At 46.6% G+C, this 16,900-nt stretch carries 12 protein-coding genes; 3 read left to right on the forward strand and 9 right to left on the reverse strand.

Annotated elements, in window-relative coordinates; all coding sequences use genetic code 11:
- Window positions 1-49: 49 nt before the first annotated feature.
- Genes AM1_RS15180 through AM1_RS15190 form a run of 3 tightly spaced genes read right to left on the reverse strand, consistent with a single transcriptional unit; the run spans window position 50 to window position 2,945 of the window.
- Complete coding sequence (locus AM1_RS15180) at window positions 50-883, reverse strand: ABC transporter ATP-binding protein (RefSeq protein ID WP_012163744.1); 834 nt, start codon at window positions 881-883, stop codon at window positions 50-52.
- The gene (locus tag AM1_RS15185; RefSeq protein ID WP_012163745.1) at window positions 880-1,923 is read right to left on the reverse strand and encodes a FecCD family ABC transporter permease; all 1,044 of its coding nucleotides are present in this window, start codon (window positions 1,921-1,923) and stop codon (window positions 880-882) included. The genes AM1_RS15180 and AM1_RS15185 overlap by 4 nt, the downstream gene beginning before the upstream one ends.
- On the reverse strand, window positions 1,920-2,945 hold the full coding sequence (locus AM1_RS15190) for a FecCD family ABC transporter permease (RefSeq protein WP_012163746.1): 1,026 nt from the start codon (window positions 2,943-2,945) through the stop codon (window positions 1,920-1,922). The genes AM1_RS15185 and AM1_RS15190 overlap by 4 nt, the downstream gene beginning before the upstream one ends.
- A 318-nt stretch (window positions 2,946-3,263) precedes the next feature.
- Here AM1_RS15190 and AM1_RS15195 point away from each other — a divergent pair, with 318 nt between their 5' ends.
- Entirely contained in the window at window positions 3,264-4,586 is a 1,323-nt protein-coding gene (locus AM1_RS15195) for an MFS transporter (protein WP_012163747.1), read from the forward strand.
- A 694-nt stretch (window positions 4,587-5,280) separates the two neighbouring features.
- On the opposite strand, the gene AM1_RS15200 is transcribed toward AM1_RS15195, so the two are convergent.
- Both AM1_RS15200 and AM1_RS15205 read right to left on the reverse strand, forming a co-directional pair.
- A complete protein-coding gene (locus tag AM1_RS15200; protein WP_012163748.1) occupies window positions 5,281-6,237 on the reverse strand; it encodes an NAD(P)/FAD-dependent oxidoreductase in 957 nt (318 codons plus the stop codon).
- Between the two features lie 5 nt (window positions 6,238-6,242).
- On the reverse strand, window positions 6,243-7,034 hold the full coding sequence (locus AM1_RS15205) for an alpha/beta fold hydrolase (protein ID WP_012163749.1): 792 nt from the start codon (window positions 7,032-7,034) through the stop codon (window positions 6,243-6,245).
- Window positions 7,035-8,187: 1,153 nt separating this feature from the next.
- Here AM1_RS15205 and AM1_RS15210 point away from each other — a divergent pair.
- Window positions 8,188-8,892 (forward strand): hypothetical protein, encoded by a 705-nt coding sequence (locus AM1_RS15210; RefSeq protein WP_041659890.1) that lies wholly within the window; start codon window positions 8,188-8,190, stop codon window positions 8,890-8,892.
- Between the two features lie 20 nt (window positions 8,893-8,912).
- On the opposite strand, the gene AM1_RS15215 is transcribed toward AM1_RS15210, so the two are convergent.
- The 4 genes from AM1_RS15215 to AM1_RS15230 all read right to left on the reverse strand — a co-directional run bounded on the left by AM1_RS15215 (window position 8,913) and on the right by AM1_RS15230 (window position 15,128).
- Window positions 8,913-9,947 (reverse strand): ABC transporter substrate-binding protein, encoded by a 1,035-nt coding sequence (locus AM1_RS15215; RefSeq protein ID WP_012163753.1) that lies wholly within the window; start codon window positions 9,945-9,947, stop codon window positions 8,913-8,915.
- Between the two features lie 58 nt (window positions 9,948-10,005).
- On the reverse strand, window positions 10,006-12,699 hold the full coding sequence (locus AM1_RS15220; RefSeq protein WP_012163754.1) for a TonB-dependent receptor domain-containing protein: 2,694 nt from the start codon (window positions 12,697-12,699) through the stop codon (window positions 10,006-10,008).
- 245 nt (window positions 12,700-12,944) lie between these two features.
- Entirely contained in the window at window positions 12,945-13,928 is a 984-nt protein-coding gene (locus AM1_RS15225) for a helix-turn-helix transcriptional regulator (protein ID WP_012163756.1), read from the reverse strand.
- Between the two features lie 108 nt (window positions 13,929-14,036).
- On the reverse strand, window positions 14,037-15,128 hold the full coding sequence (locus AM1_RS15230) for a sucrase ferredoxin (protein ID WP_012163757.1): 1,092 nt from the start codon (window positions 15,126-15,128) through the stop codon (window positions 14,037-14,039).
- A gap of 463 nt (window positions 15,129-15,591) precedes the next feature.
- Here AM1_RS15230 and AM1_RS15235 point away from each other — a divergent pair, with 463 nt between their 5' ends.
- Window positions 15,592-16,638, forward strand: coding sequence for a chlorophyll a/b binding light-harvesting protein (locus AM1_RS15235; RefSeq protein WP_012163758.1), 1,047 nt, complete (start codon window positions 15,592-15,594; stop codon window positions 16,636-16,638).
- Window positions 16,639-16,900 lie beyond the last annotated feature (262 nt).

Below are 16,900 nucleotides of genomic sequence, written 5' to 3' on the forward strand. Positions count from 1 at the left end.
ACCTGGGCAACTCACATGAGTTAAGGTAGGCTCCAGTCTGAGATGTTGGCTAGGATTGGTACCCTGCCCCGACTTTCCCAGACGATTTACGACTAATGGGAATACAGAGGGGAGTATTGGCTACTGGATCATTAATAATTCGACTTTCTAAACCAAAAACGTTTTGCACCATCGTTTCGGTCATAACCCGTTCTGGATGGCCCTGATCGTAAACAGCACCTCCCTTGATAGCTACTAAATAATCGCCGAAACGACAGGCTTGGTTGAGATCGTGCAACACCATCACAATTGTCTTGCCTTGTTGCTCGTTAAGATCATGCAATAAATCTAAGACTTCGATCTGGTGAGCTAGATCGAGATAGGTGGTGGGTTCATCCAATAGCAGAATGTCCGTATTTTGAGCCAAGGCCATAGCGATCCAGGCCCGCTGGCGCTGGCCACCTGATAAGTTATCCAGAGCGCAATGGGCAAACTCCTGCATTTGCGTCATCGATAAGGCCCAATCCACCTGCTTCTCATCTTCGTGGGACCATTGTTGCAACCATCCTTGATGCGGATAGCGACCTTGAGCCACCAGATCTCTAACGGTCAATCCTTCTGGGGCGCTGGGGCTTTGGGGCAGCAACCCTAATCGTTTGGCAATCGCTTTGGTGGAGAGTTTGGCAATGGACTCACTCTCCAGGTACACCACACCCTGTTTGGGCTTGAGTAATCGCCCCAATCCCTTCAACAACGTCGATTTACCACAGCCGTTGGGGCCGACCAAGATGGTGATTTTTCCGGTGGGAATCGCTAGATCAAGGGACTCAATCACCACTTTGCCTTCATAGGCGAGGGTGAGTTTCCGAGTCGTGAGAGCGTAGGTAGGGGTATTAGTGATCATGAGTTGCGATCGCGAATCAATACATACAGAAAATAAGGTGCTCCCACAATGGCCGTAATAATCCCACAGGGCAGTTCTATAGGAGAAAACAGCAAACGACCCAGTAAATCTGCCACCACTACGACAAAGCCCCCAGTTAAAGCCGCCACCGGAAGTAATCCTTCATGGGATGGGCCTACGAGCTGCCGTCCCAGATGAGGTGCCATTAATCCCACAAAGCCAATACTGCCCGCCGTGGCGACCGAAGATCCCGCCAGAGCTACGCTACTTAACAACAGTAGACCGCGCTGGAGTTCTAAACGACTGCCTAAACTACGAGCCACCTCATCGCCGAGTTGGAGGGCATTGAGTTCTCGACTCATCAATAGACTCAGCAACCCAAACCCCGTTAGCCAGGGCAGAAATACCGTTAGTTGCTCCCAACTGCGGCCATAGACACTACCGGCCAGCCATACTAAAGCTTGGCTAACGTTATAGATATTGCCAAAGGTCACCATCAGGTTTGTTAAAGATCCGGCAATCAGGCTGCATCCCACGCCGACTAAAATCAATCGAACGGGGGAACTACCGCCCTGCCAAGCCAGTAGGTAAATTAGCACTGCCACCGTCAGCGCTCCACCGAACGCAGCCCAGGGAATTAGTGCTATCGGTAAGTCAGGATAGAGCACAATTAAGGTGACGGCAGTTAAAGAGGCCCCAGCATTAACTCCAATAATGCCGGGCGATGCCAACGGATTGCGGGTGATACCTTGAGTGATCGTGCCTGCGATCGCAAGTCCCATACCTACCCCCCAGGCCACCAGAGTTCTCGGTAGACGCAAGGTCATCACAATAAAGTCAAAGTCTGGATTACTCGTTTCTACCCCTAAGACCGTTTTGATCACGTCTAAGGTTGGCACCGGATATTCCCCTTGCCCCACACTGAGAACCATGGCCACCAACGTCGCCAGGAGCAGGCCTACCATTATCCTGGGAACCCGTCGGTCTAGATGAAAGGAGATCGGAACCTGCGGGGGACGAACTACTAACCATTGCTTCATCGTCGCACCTGCCAGCGGGTGAGATAGATAAAGAAGGGGGCTCCCAACAAGGGCATGACTAACCCCACTGGCAGCTCTTGGGGCTGAATCACTAACCGTGCTCCAATATCAGCGATCAGCAATAGGATTGCTCCGACAATGGCGGCATAGGGCAGAATCCAGCGATAATCGACCCCCACCCAGAACCGAACGATATGGGGAACGATTAGGCCCACAAACCCGATCGGACCTGCGATCGCAACAGAGCCACCTGCCAGCAAAATAATGCTCACTGCCGCAATTCCTTTGACCCAGGCGGTCTTTTGACCTAAACCTTGAGCAATATCTTCCCCTAGGCTGAGAGTCGTGAGCTGTTTACCCATAACTAGGGCAATCACCATGCCTAATGCCAGATAGGGTAAAACCTGAACCACTAAGTCTAAATCCCGCCCTGCGACAGAACCCGCGAGCCAAAACCGGATCTCTTCCAAGGTTCGTTGACTGAGGATCAGAATCCCGGTCGTCAGGGAGGTCACCAAAGCCGAAAATGCAGCCCCTGCAATCGTCAAATTAAGCGGTGTCAGTCCACCTCGCCCTAAAGAACCGAGAGCATAGACGGTAATGGCAGCGATTGCAGCGCCCAGCAAAGCAAACCCTGCATAAACCCTAAGAGACGTTGTACCTAACCAAAATACTGACCCCACAACGGCCAAAGCTGCCCCGGAGTTAATCCCTAAAATACCGGGGTCAGCGAGAGGGTTGCGCGTGAGTCCTTGCATAATTGCCCCTGCCATCGCAACAGCGCTACCGACCAATAAGGCAGTAATGGAGCGTGGAATTCTAACGGTGCGAATAATCAGTTGATCTGTCGATCCATCAAAGTCTGTCAGGGCTTGATACACCGTTTTGAGGCTGATATCAGCAACTCCTAGCCCTACACTGGCCATAAAACAAACCAACAGTAGTCCTATCCCTAAGACCAATCCCAATCCCAGGAGAACAGGGGACTGGAGCAACTGACGCCGAGCAGGAACAGTAGACACTGGCCAATTTATTGATAATCCATCTTAGTAATACTACATGCATGCGCCTAATATTTCTATCTAGGAATCATGAGAAAAGCTTGTTTTACAAGCCTTTTAGGTTTACTTGTGGCTTCATATCCGTATATTACAAAAGCGATAATTGGAGGCTATCTTCAGCCTAGAATTAAGAAACTTCTCAATAACGAAGCCAAAACTGGGTTGTCCAATCCCTTCTAGCCGCGTTTTATATTGCTCCGCAAATGGTGTGGATGCAGACTCGACCTCTATCACTTTAGACAGATGTGACTGCACACCAATTAATCCGCTTTTTTTGTGATGACTAAACTGCCTCGATGGTTACAAGGATTAGAAAATCCGGTATTTGCCAGACTCTACTTGGCGCAGACTATCAACCTTATGGGAGATGCTCTCACCTGGTTGGGCTTGGCGCTCTTAGCCTTTGAGTTGGCTGGAGAACAGTCAGGCACCATTCTGGCTGGCGCATTAACGCTACGAGTAACGGCCTTTGTGCTGCTGTCTCCGATCGCTGGTGCGATCGCAGATCGTATGGATCGCAAACGGTTGATGGTTTTGAATCACCTGATGCGTATGGGCATTGTTTGTCTTTTGCCCTGGGTTACTCAGATTTGGCAAATTTACGCCATTGTCTTGGCCCTCAATATTTTTTATGCCATTTTTACCCCCACCTACACCGCCACTATTCCCCTGGTCACTACCGAACAGCAACGTCCTCAAGCCATTGCTCTGTCTAGTGCAACGAGTCAGTTATTAGGCGTCTTAGGGCCAGGTATTGCCGGAAGTATTGCCGCTTGGGTGGGGACGCGACAGGTCTTTTTCCTCGACAGCATTACCTTTCTTTTGGCAGCGATATTAATGATCACGCTGCCTGGGCGGATGATGGTCAATGCTCAATCATCGACGCAAACCCCCTCTAAAATCTGGCAGGATATGCAAACCGGACTCACCTGCCTATGGCTGGATCCATGGATTCGATATGCGCTAGCTCTGCAATTTATTGCTGCGATCGCAGGGGCGCAAATTTTGGTGAATACGGTCGGTTACGTTCAAAGCACCTTGCAGCTGGGTAAAACAGAATATGGATGGGCGATGGCTGCTTTGGGCATGGGGGCAACTCTAGCATCGATTGGTTTAGGGCATTTCAGGACTAAATATCATCCCATTAGCCTAATCACCCTGGGGACTCTGTTGCTTGTCTTAGCGCTCTTACCCGCTCACGAAGTTTTACTCGGTGGATTGTTGTTGCTTTGGGGAATTGCAGGTATCGGCCAAACCCTAGTCAATGTCACTACACAAACCGTTATTGCTGACCGAGTTGCAGTGGAGGTGCAAGGCCGTGTGTATGGGGCACATTTCGCATTAAGCCATCTGTGGTGGGCTTTTGCCTATCCAGTCGCAGGTTGGATGGGCAGCTCTCTTGCGTCCTATTTTTTCTACAGCAGTCTGTTTGGTTTAGGGTTGTTCGTGATGGTGTGCGCCATATTTCGCCCCCATCAATTAATGCAGCTTAAGAGAGGTTTATGGCATGAACATGACCACGACCATAGTGACCCATCCCATCACCATCATGCTTACTCAGCCACGCAGCACACCCACCTTCACTTCCATCCCGCGCCATAATTGAGTTATGGTTTGCTTCTCAACCCAATGATTTAAGCCTGATCAGCAATGGCCTAGATTTCAAAAGAGGTGCGCTATTGTGAATGTATCGGTCTATTGTGCTGGAGGCACCTAGATGTTATGCCCTTCCCTAACAGTCTTGAGTGCTTCGCTTCGCGACTAATGGTGAGCAGTCCGCTGGTGAGTTAGGTATCTGAGCTGCCTATTGTAAAATCTGCTGCATTAGGGATTGGTAAAAATCTACCCTGATCTGATTCTGTTCAGATCGGCGATCCCTTTGAAGGTCAATTTATCACCGTTTTTGATCGGTTCCGTATCGTTTTAGCGATCGCTTCTTAAATACCCATATGCGGATCGAAGTCCAAAGCCTGTGGACGCAAGAGTATGTCCGCTTATTGCTTACCGCCAAAGAACGTGACTGCTACGGTCATCACATTTTCTTCTCGTCTTCTCAATTACTGCGAGGTAATCAACACAAAAAAATCGTCAAATTGTTTGTCTAGCTTGATGAGCAAATTTATCAGATATCAGACCAGCACAAGACGTTTCCCGTCGACTTAGAGCTAACCAGTACCCTGAGCAGTGCTTCAAAACGAGAAATTCACATGCTCACAGAAAGTGGCGCATTGGTGGATCGAGCAACACATCACTATTTTGTGAGCCAACGGGAGTGACCTGGTCTCGGTCAGTTGAGTTAGGAATGATCCCAGTCTGGTTTAAATAGCTTGCGACTATTGAGAAAGCGATCAATCGCCATTGCGGCCACACACCCATCTCCCGCTGCAACCACCGCTTGCTTAAAAGGGGTATTGCGGATATCTCCAATAGCCCACACACCATCTACACTGGTTGCCATCAGTTCATCAACCTTGACTCCACCATCGGGATTGAAGTGAACTTGATCACCTACAAAATCAGTAATAGGTTTGGAGCCATTTTGATAGACAAATACCCCATCCACCTCTAAACCGATTGGTTCATCTTGATCTCTGACCTTAACTTGTACCCCTGAAACGCCCATGTCGCTACCCTGAATTGATAGCAGCCTAGATCGGCTCCAATGTTTCACATTGGGTAAACTTAGCAAATCCTGAGCATGGGTATCTTCCGCTGGCGGGGTCTTTACGGTTACCCAGTGAACCATAGACGAAAATTTAGTGAGGACTTGAGCTTCCTCAATGGCTTCACGGTTCAGCCCTACAACTGCAACAGGCCGATCTTTGTAAAAAGCGGCATCACAGGTGGCGCAGTAGCTGACTCCCCGACCTAAAAACTCAGCTTCTCCATCAAAAGAGGCCTTGCGACCCATTGCCCCTGTGGCTAATACAATCGCTCGGCCCACAAATGTCCCTTCAGGGGTGTAAACCTTTTTTTGGGCACCGGTAATATCTAGACCAAAGACTTGTGCTTGCTGATAGTGCGTGCCAAACTCCATGGCTTGCTCTCTCATGACAGTCAAGAGTTCTTCGCCACTGATATCACCGGCAACTCCAGGATAGTTGGCAATTTTATGAGTGATGGCCAAAGCACCTACAGCAGGGTTTTTGTCTAAAATAACCGTCTTGAAATTCGCTCGCGATGTGTAGAGGGCACAGGTACAGCCTGCAGGACCACCACCAATAATCACAACATCAAATTCATAGGTATCCAAGGTCTTTAGTCTCCAGGAAGTAGGGCAGAATTCTTCATTTCCTTGCATAACAGCGTCATCATGAGCTGTTCGTGGGTGGAGGATAGGCGAGGCATACTTGAGACCTGTTGCCAAAACTCTAAAATGATTTGGCTGGTCCGACGAGGATGATCATAATGGAAAAAATGCCGTCCTTGAGGGCAGCTCCATAACCGATCGCCTGCTTTTAGCCAGGTTTGCCACTGGGCATGAGCTTGTGGGTCAACCACAGCATCATGTTCTCCATGACATACTAACAAGGGAGATGCTACGCCTCCAGGCGCTAACTCATTGCGATGGGCTAAAGAGTGGGGAGCTAATTCAGTATCTAGGATCGTTGCCAAGAGTGACGCCAATTTCATGGCTCGATTGGTGTTCATCGCTCCAAACAGCATGGTTACCATTTGAAGTAAAATCGCCTCTCGACTACAGGGTAAAAGTTCTCTCATCTTGTAGTAATGGGCATGCCAACCCACAGATGGATTTGCCCCAACGGAGAGTAGCGTTAATGATTTAACTGCTTGGGGATGATAACGAGCATAAAGTAACCCCAATGTGCCGCTGAGACCATGCCCCAGCAGATGAATTGGCTTGGATTGGCGTTGAATATCTTGGTGGAGCAATGCTAAGGCAGTTTGTATAGAGCAAGGTTCATCCGCCGTTTGATGGTAGCTCCAAAATTTTACATTCGTACATCGCTTGAGCTGTTGGCATAAACTCCAGTCAAATCGTTTGAGACGGGGGTTAGCACATAACCAGAGTGCATCAAAAGTACTCACAAGCTAGGGGTCCATAGACTTAAATCAATAAAGGTATCTTGATGTCAGTAATAATGACTATCACTCCACCACCTATCTAAGATCTGGAATATGACCAGCGGCTATAAATATAGGTAGTCTAGAGCTGAGCCTCTATGCTGGCGCCAAGAAAATTGTTGATTAATATTCTCAACTACAGTACAACATTTTGGCTGCGAAAGATATGGTGCGTCAAGGTTCGGGTGGACGGAATAATGCGAGATTTGGATAAGCCATTGAGAGCTACCAATGGGCTCTTGCAGGGTTGTGACATCCCTAGTTGGTTATGCGCTGCATTCTATGGTGTCCCTTGTTGGATGGTCTCAACAAAATGGACACAATATCGAACAGATTATTGACCATCTAAAATATTGGCTCTTAAAAGTACCAAAATCCTTGAAGGCAGAGCATTTTCTTCGTGACTTAGCGAAGATTCTCAGAGCTTAAACTATCGTTTGGAGCTACACCGCAGGCTAAGTAGGCGCCCTATCGTTAATACTAAATCTCAGCTTAGTGGTATAGAAAGCTAGAGCAACTGACTCAATAGATACTTAAGCATATTATTGCAAATGAGTATTAATAACAATATAGAGCCGTGCTTAAGTTTTTTGCTAAATCATCTTGATAAAAGCCTACTCAAAAAGAATTTTAGGCTTTACGGTGTCTTCCTGTATGTATATTACAAAAGCAATAATAAGTATCTAAATTCAACGTAATATAGGAAAAATTGTAGTTAATGTAGCAGAAAAATGATTTCCTATACCTATTTCGTTTACTGACCACACTTATGTAAGTGTCAATGTTAAGGCTGACCCAGAAAGATTCAAACTTGACGGATGATGTTCCTGATGTGTGCAAATTTTCTTTTGAATGTTGCCACAAGCGATACAAATGGTTGAGCTATAAAGCGACCGTCTTGAATAATTTTAATGAAGAATATTAGAGTAAATTTATGAATGAATGAGCGAAGTCCATAAAATAATCTATTTATGGCTTTTTATTCTGATTTTGAAAGCTATATCTGAAAAAATGCTAAATACCTTTGATTTTATCTCCTCGGCGTTGGGGATTCGATGGCAGGGAATACCGATTTAGTAAATCACTAGCTAATGATTGGAAATAATGTAAAACAACGATGTCAAATATCTATCGTGGAATTGTCCTGCCTGGGGAGACGGGCTTTGCTAGGTGTAACAAACAATGGTGTTTTGAATCTTTGAAAACCTATTTCCGATGGGGACAACGAGAATTCGGACTACGGGTTTACTATCCCCATTGGCTACAAGGGCGGCAATACCAAATTGATGTTGTAGATTGGGTGAATCAGTTCTATCACGTCTATACCTACCTGTACTGTTGCCAAGACGGTAGCGCTCTCACCGACCCGAACCCATGGACAGGAGATTATCCTGATCTTGATGAAGATGAAAAACTTAAACTTGTTCAGCTGAGGACCTTTGCTAAAACCAAACATGGCTTTTATCTGGGAACTGTTCGAGATGCCTATGAACTGCTACAACAAGGCATTACCCACTGTGAACCCTATGATTATGATACGAGTCTATTCCCTCAGTCTCGACAGATGAGCAAGATCTGTTCCATTGGGTCTGATGGAGAACGGTGGGCTGCCTTCACGGATCATGGCTTTCAATGGGTCGATATTGGGCACGTCGTCCAAGCAGGTGATCCTGGAACAAACGTTCAAGAATTTCCTACCGTAATGCAGAAATTTACTGAGAAGAACTCTCTTTCCCTTCCTGTGGGATTTAAAGTTAGGAATGTTTTAGATTCAAAGCGAGTCGCGATCGTTATTGCTTGGAGTATGAGTGAATCAATCTGAAGATATTGTTCAATCACAGATCACGATGGGGAAATGCTGATAGAAAATATTTGAGCAATGTCATCTAGGATTTGATTGGCAGCCAGAATATTACGGCCTGCTGTCCACACTTCGCTATTAACTTCATAAATTTTCTTGTTCTGCACAGCACTCAATTTTGACCAAAGCGGATCAGACACAAAGCCGTCATAGTCAAAGCTGCCTGATATCTGAGGGCTATGGATTAAAAAGAGCAGATCGCCATTCAAGCTATCTAAATCTTCTCGGGCAATTTGAACAGCATATCCTTTGGCATTCTTTTGTTTCGAGGGCCGATCAAATCCTATATCTTCCAGCACTGAGCCTGAAAAGCTGTTCGACGTGTATAAGCCAATCTGGCCTTGACCTGTAGCAACCACTGAAACAACGGTTTGATCAACCTCTACTAACTGCTGCTGTAGCGCTTTGACCCGTTGTTGATAGTCTGTCAAGACCTGCCGTCCTGCCGACTCCTTATTTAAGGCTTTGGCAAATAAGCGAAAATTCTCGTGCCATTCTCCTTCTCTGCCACTTCCTTCAGTTAAAACCGTTGGTGCAATTCGGTCTAAATGTTTGTATATTTTGCCGGAGCTGATCTTACTGCCTAAGATTAAGTCGGGCTTCAGGCTAAGGATGGTTTCTAAATTCGGTTGAGTCCCTTCTCCTACGGATGCGATGCCTTCTGTTTGGTCTCCCAAATAGGCAGGGAATTGACTATAAACCACGGAACCAACAGGTTTGACACCTAATGCTAAAGCAGCATCTAATGCCGCTGTGTCTACTGTAATCACTCGTTGAGCTTGGATAGGAACTTGGCTGGTTCCCATCGCATGTTCTATGGATAAAAAAGTGCCTTTAGCGAGTGGGGAACGCTGTTGAGGAAGGTTTGGTAACGGATCCGATGCACAACTCATCAACAGACTCAGGAGCAGGCAGGCAGAAACGCTGAGCCAGAGAAACCGTCGGCCCCCACGTATACGTAGCCGCCGAATTCCGATTGCAAGGCTTATCGCTAGCACTAGCCATAGTAGCAACATGATGATGAACTCCCACCAAACTGAAAATCTAAGAAACTAGGTGCTGGTTGAACTGGACTTAAAACTCAAAACTATAGCGAATGCTATAAGTCCGGCCTTGACCGGGGAGACGGCGTAGCTCTTGAATACCCAAGCGTTCTTGGGAACTCACGGGTACATATTGGGTATCAAAGACATTTTGGATAGCGAGCTGCAGTTTCCCTGGCCCTAGGTTGACCGTACTGAAGACATCGAACACCGTGTAACCTTCAACTCGAAACTGATCGATCGCGTCATTAAAGGCACGATCTCGTCCCCCGACAAACAACGCTTGAATTCGGTTTCGCCAACCAGGTAGGGTCTCATTCTCAACATAGACCGTTGCGTGAATGGGCTGGACATCCAGGGAGCTAAGGGCTGTAAAGACACCATCATCGTCTGGATCCGATTCACCCTCATTCCAAGTAAAGACTGTCCCTAGTTTCCATGTATCGCTGGGTTGCCAATCCGCAGTGAATTCAATGCCATAGTTCCGTTGTGGAGCCCGCACAATAGAGGTCAGCCCCACGTTATCAACGACTAGAGAAGAACCAAGAGAGGAGGTACTCAAAAAGCCCGCTAGACTTAGCTGAACCGTATCAAAGTTGGCTTTTACCCCCAGCTCATAGTTATTGACTTTCTGAGGTTCTAAATTGAGGCTGTCAACCACGCTATTGCCAAATCGAGCTAGCCCTAGGGTTACCCCAACACCAGGAATCGAAAATCCTTGGGCAAAGTTGGTATAGATGCTAACTTCTTCAGTCGCTTTAAACACTGCACCCGCATTAAAAACCACGTCATCGGTTGTGATTACTCCGCCTTGGATTTGTGCCGGTGGCGCAATCCCAAAATTCGCAAAAGGGCTAGCAGCATAGTCATCGACGGACAAGCGAATATTTTCATATCGAATCCCTCCGGTGAGGGATAGCTGATCCACCACATCCCAGGTTAACTGGGAAAAAGCACCGATGCTGCGTACGGTATAAAACGGGGATTGAGTGGCCGTACCGATGATGCGGGCACGGCGGTTGAGATCAAAATCGACTGGATCTAGGGAATTGAAAAACTGCTCATTCTCTTCATAGGAAAGATCCGCACCCCACAGAATCTTGAAGCGATCTGTAATGGGAGTATCGAGCTGAAACCGTCCACCGACCTCTAAAGAATCTAAATTAGTTTGAGAAATGACAGGCAAAAATGGGGGTGTCCCCATGGGAAAGAGATTACGAATATCACCTGGAATTTGAGTTAGATCAGTTTTCCGAAAGTAAGCCTGAGTCCGTAATTCAGCACCTAATAAGTCTTGATGGCGATAGGTCAAATTGACATTATGGATAGCCTGGGATGGGCTGTCATCAAAGGTAAACGGTCCTACTCTCAAGGCTTCAGCATCTTGCTCCCCTGGGATACCTAAAACAATCGGATCGGAAATGAAATCGCTAGCAAAATCGTTTTGAAAGAAGTTGTAGGAGAGTTGTAGGCGCTGATCCTCAGTGATATCAACCCCCGCTTTTGTAAACAGGTTAAAGGTGTTGTTGTCTGTGGTTAAGCCATCGGGCGGAATTCGATCTCCTTCTCCATCAAAGATGGCACCATCTAGGTCCAAGGCTGCTCCAACTAGAAAATCGAATTTTCCTTGCTTGCCTGACAGACTGGCATCCACTTTGAAGCCAAAGCCATTCTCAGATAAATGTTCAAAATCGGGACGAAGGGTGAGTCCTAATTGCCCTTGAACCCCTTCTTCGACGGGGGCACGAGTCAGAATATTAATAACCCCACCAGTTGCACCATCTCCAAAGACTGCGCTAGGTCCTCTGACCACTTCAATCCGTTCAATAACCGATGGATCAATGGCGGACAACTCTGTGTCAAAGGAGGCATTACCAGTTTGGGGGATGCCATCGATCAAAATTTGCGCAGGGCGACCTCTCAAATCTTGAACACGGGTTCGACCATTCGCTGTTGGTGGTCCAAAGCCGGGCACAAATTTACCCAGGGTTGAAGTCAGGTCATTCCTTAACAGGGCTTCTTGCTCTATCTGTTCGCGAGTAATGATGGTGACAGCACGGGGGACATCTGCGAGGAGCTCTTCCGTCCGAGTGGCTGTGACGACAATTTCTAAATCATCTTCTTCACCCTCATCTGCAGGAGTATCCGCAGGTGGAGTCTCTGGGGGTTCTTCCGCCTCAGCTAACGTCTGGGTATTGATACTGAAAACGAGGGTCTGAGAATCGGGTTGAATTTGGTGACTTAATTCTGTCTGATCACCAATTACGGTCACCCGCACGCGATTGACATCAACAGGCATGACAGAGACTGAGCGTATACCTGGGCTTGGGTTGTCTGCTTCAAAGGTTTGCCCAGTGGGTAAATTGAGTAGGGCATTCTCAATATCAGCGATAAAGGTGGCCCCATCATCGGAAGGCGTCACCTGCAAGGTATCACCTTTAGCAACCGTCAGCACAATATTGACCCCGCCCTCTGTAGGCTCAAGGGTCACCTGCGTAATTTCGGCAATGGATAGAGGCTCTACTTGGGCAACACGATATTCGGACTTATGTGGATATAGAACGATAGATTCAACTTTACGGATCCTACGAGCCCTCTGGTCAGAGATAATCTGGAAAGGGTTTGACAGAGGCTGAGCTGCTTGGGCCGCACCCAGTGTTCCTAGGGATGTCCCCAGAGCACCCAAACAGATATAAATGATGTTTAAAGACGGTCCAGTATTCATTCCCTACACGGTTGCAGACGGCAAATGGCAAAGGCTCTTGAATATCCATGACCCACGTTCAACGGTGGGCTGGCTAGATAGTTATTAAGAATTCTTCTCAATATAAATTACTAGAGTGGGATGTCGTTTTTCACACACTGCTGTCTTGCAAACGGACTTTTTCTGTCTGAAAGCAGGACTATTTATTAGAAGTCAGAAAATCAAGGTATTGATAGTTGCCTTTTCAAAGTCAATGCGGGCCATCGTTAAGGACGATACGTATTAGGGCTCACCTTAAACTGCTTGGTAAAGGCGGCGACAAAGGCAGTTCGACTGGCATACCCCACGGCATGGGCAGTTTCGGTCACATTCCATTGCCCAGAAGTGAGCAGCTGACGGGCTTTGTCCATACGGTATTGGTACAAGTAGTTAAATACAGACGTGCCAAAGACATCGCGAAAGCCTTGCTTGAGTTTGCGATCGTTAATACCCACTTGACGGGCTAATTCCATTAAGGATGGAGGGTTTAAATAGTTCTGAATCAAGATGTAGCGGGCTTTGTGGATCTGTTCAACATCAGTGGGATGAAGGCAGGCTGGTAGCGAAGCCTGGGGCGTGATGATTGCTTCCAACTGCAAGCCCAGAAGTTCAAGAGCTTTACCCGCCAGATAAATATTTCTGGCAATCCCTTGCAAGGAGCAAGTCGCCAGTTGTTCAAGCACTAAGTGCATTCTAGGGGTCGTTGGATTCTCACAGTACAGCTTACGGGGAGTGTAGATGGGGGTGCTTAAATTTGATGACTGGGTCGCGAGTTGTTGGAGATTAAGCTGCGGAAAATGGTCTAAGTTAAAATACAGCTTTAAACAACAGATCCGCTGATTGGCGTGATATTCCTCAATTTCAGCAGTTTGAGGTAAATGGTACAAATAGTTATTCCCAGCTCGTTCAGTCTGGGGGGTAGGCAAGGCTTCATTGGTGACAACGGCCTGACCCGATAAGTAAAAACTAGCGGTCAAGGGCATCTGAGGGGAATGTAACTGAATGCGGTTGACATGGTTGTAGTTCAGCTCAACATCTGCAATATCTAAGATCAGCCCTGGCTGCAAGAGATGTCTTCGGATATATCCACTGCCAAACTGGGCTGGGAGGGCAATACATTGTTCATCTTGGTCGGTATTGAGAAGGGTAGAGGCGTCACTATTATTCTGTAGAAAAGCAATAATATCGGCATTGGTGAGGGTTTTAGGCATACCCATTGCAGAGGGATTTATCAGAGTGTCTACACTCCAGTCTAATGTAATAAGAATAATTCCTATTTATCAAAATAGATTTTGGGCCCGATGCTGCGAATTCAGGCGTTAAGTGTCGTACCGCACAACTTGTGTAACTTCATATTGCCATTGGTCCTGGAGGGTCAGGGTGTCGTCAGGTTTTGCGGCTGATTTCACTGCCGTTTTAACCCTGCCCTTGGTCGCTAGCCGGACCCGATAACAACTGATTTGTGTGGCTTCAGGCAAGACAAATTGGAGGTTCACTTCAACCCAATCGGCTTCTTGTGTCCATTGTTCCAACCACATCTGCATAAGGTTTAAGGGAATCAACTGCAGTAACGGATATAAAAACAGCTTGATCCCTTTCAGACCTTTCTTTGTGGTCCGTCCTGCTTTGGGATAGTCTAACCAAGCCCATCCTTCTCTCTGCCAGATTTCTCCTTCCGCCATCTGTTCAAATTTCTGTAAGCCAGACCAACCCCGATAATAGGGGCGCAGGCTGGACACCTCTCCTTGACGTTCTACGAGGGTGGGCAAGATGGCTGGCTCAAGATGTCCCCAGAATTGCCCTGTGGGCAAATCTAGCAAGGTCGGGGCAAACTGATGACCGCCAAAATGAGTTGCTTGCCAGACTCTGAGAGAACTAGGATTGTGGCCATAGTCTTGCCTAAGTTGGCGATAAATAGGGGTTCCATAACGACCACAGGCCAAATCCACTTGGGTATGGGTACAGATCAATAGCTCCCGAATCTCTCTGGTGTTTTGCTGATACTTTCGGTAATGCTCAAAATGATTGGGTTGCTTTAGTAAGGATTTCAACAAAGCCATGGTGAAGTTGAGCCCTTCGGCTTCGGGGATAAGAAATTCCTGTTTGGCATACTGGGCAAACTGAAGACTGGGGCGATAGTAGTAGAGCAACCGTGTCCAGCCTGTTTGGGAATAGTCGCGATCGGTTGCGATCGCAATCGGTCTGATCAAGATTCCTCTGCGAAAAATCAATTTCTTGAATAAGGGAATCAAGGGTTGAACTTGAGGATGCTCAGTTAATGAATGGGACCAGGGCTGTTTCATCTCAGTAATCAGCCAGTGGTCAGCTTTTGCCGCTGTACCGAGGGGATCGACACCATTCGCTTTAGCAATATCTGCACAATAGCGGCAGTTCATTGACTGTTGATCCATAGCGGTATTGTCTGACACGGCAAACCTATATCTATTCTCAATAATTGAACTGAAAATCGATAGATATTTTCTATATTGAGAATCTTAGTAGAAAAATGGGTCTGGGTTTTTCAAGCATGATATTGAACTGAGACCCTGTAGACCCTCATATCCTAATTCCTGTGATCAAATGGAGTTGACTGGCTCTACGGGAAAAATTAGGTCGTAAAGCTGATCAGCACATTAGCTGAAATGTTTGAATTTAAAGCACTTTAAGGATTTCTTGATCTCGTCATGCTTCGATGAGTTGGTGAAACTGATCTATTCAGCCCGGTATTTATTTTTTATGGAAACATAAATAAATATTGAGATTTAACAGTTTTTCTTTGACTTTTACTCTTCAGATTTTCATGAAACGCAAGTCCTGATAAATTGAGAATTAGTCTCAATAGAATATGCAAGATTAGTCTGGAGAATAATCTTTATGCAAACCTATGGACAGCCCAAAGTTAACTATCCTTGGTATGCGGGCAATGCTCGTTATACAGGGTTTAGTGCCCAATTCCTGGCTGCACATATCGGCCAAATTGCGTCGATGTGTTTCTTCGCTGGGACCTTTACTATCTTTGAACTCACTCGCTACGATCCCGATTTGCCGTTATACAGTCAAAACTTTGTTTGCCTACCACAATTAGCGCGCGAAGGGTTTGGAGTTGGGTCTGGCGGAGTCATTGTAGACACCTACGTCTACTTTGCGATTGGCATGATTCACCTGTTTGCAGCGGCTGTGTTTGCGTCGGGGGCCTTGTACCATATTGTGACTGGACCTAAGAACTTTGCGGATAGCGAGTTCCCTGGTGTAAAGCGATTTCATTTTGAATGGGATGATTTTGCAACCCAGGGCAGGATTTTGGGGCACCATCTTCTTTTTTTAGGAGCAGGTGCATTTTTATTTACTTTCTGGGGAGCCACTCATGGCTTTTACGATCCAAGTATTGGAGAAGTTAGAGCAGTTATTCCACAATTTAATATAGTCAGATTATTTAAATATGGATGGGCTATTCCCGGATTCAATCCGTTCTTTGTCGATAATCTTGAAGATGTGCAGATGGGCCATCTCTTTGTAGCTTTTCTATTTACGATCGGTGGCGTTTTTCACATATTGATCAAACCGTGGCCTTATACTGACAGGCTGTACAAAAAAAATGCAGATGCAATCCTGGGGTATGCCTTAGGTGGACTCGCTTTTTTAGGGTTCAATGCTTGCTATTTTGCCGCTGTCAACGAAATTACATTTCCACCTGAATTCTTTGGTCCTGCTTTAGAGCTAAAGTTTGGAGTTGCACCTTACTTTGCCGATACGCTTGATATGGCCAAGGGGTCGCATTCGTCTCGCTTCTGGATTTGTAATTTTCACTATTTTTGGGGATTTTACTGTCTCCAAGGTCATCTATTTCATGCTTTGAGAGGTATGGGATTTGATTTTCGTAATGTCCCCAAATATTTCGAGCAATTCGCTCCTGAAGTGTAGGTGTGGGTGGAGGATATGCTCTAACGTCTGACTAGCACGCACAGTTTTAAGAGTCCGTCTTTACGGTTCCAATCGTTAACTCAGCGTTAGCCAGGCGTTAGAGCTTGTATTGCATACGGTGGATAACTCTCTTGTTTGATAAGAGTCTTTGGCCATCCCTTATTTGCGCCACTGGGTGATGTTGGCTGAAACGATGAGGACGAAGTGTTTGGAATACACCCAATGTTTGATTTTTAGTAACGATTTACCCTATCGAGGATTT

Origin of the sequence: Acaryochloris marina MBIC11017, assembly GCF_000018105.1 — a bacterium.
Lineage (GTDB): Bacteria > Cyanobacteriota > Cyanobacteriia > Thermosynechococcales > Thermosynechococcaceae > Acaryochloris > Acaryochloris marina.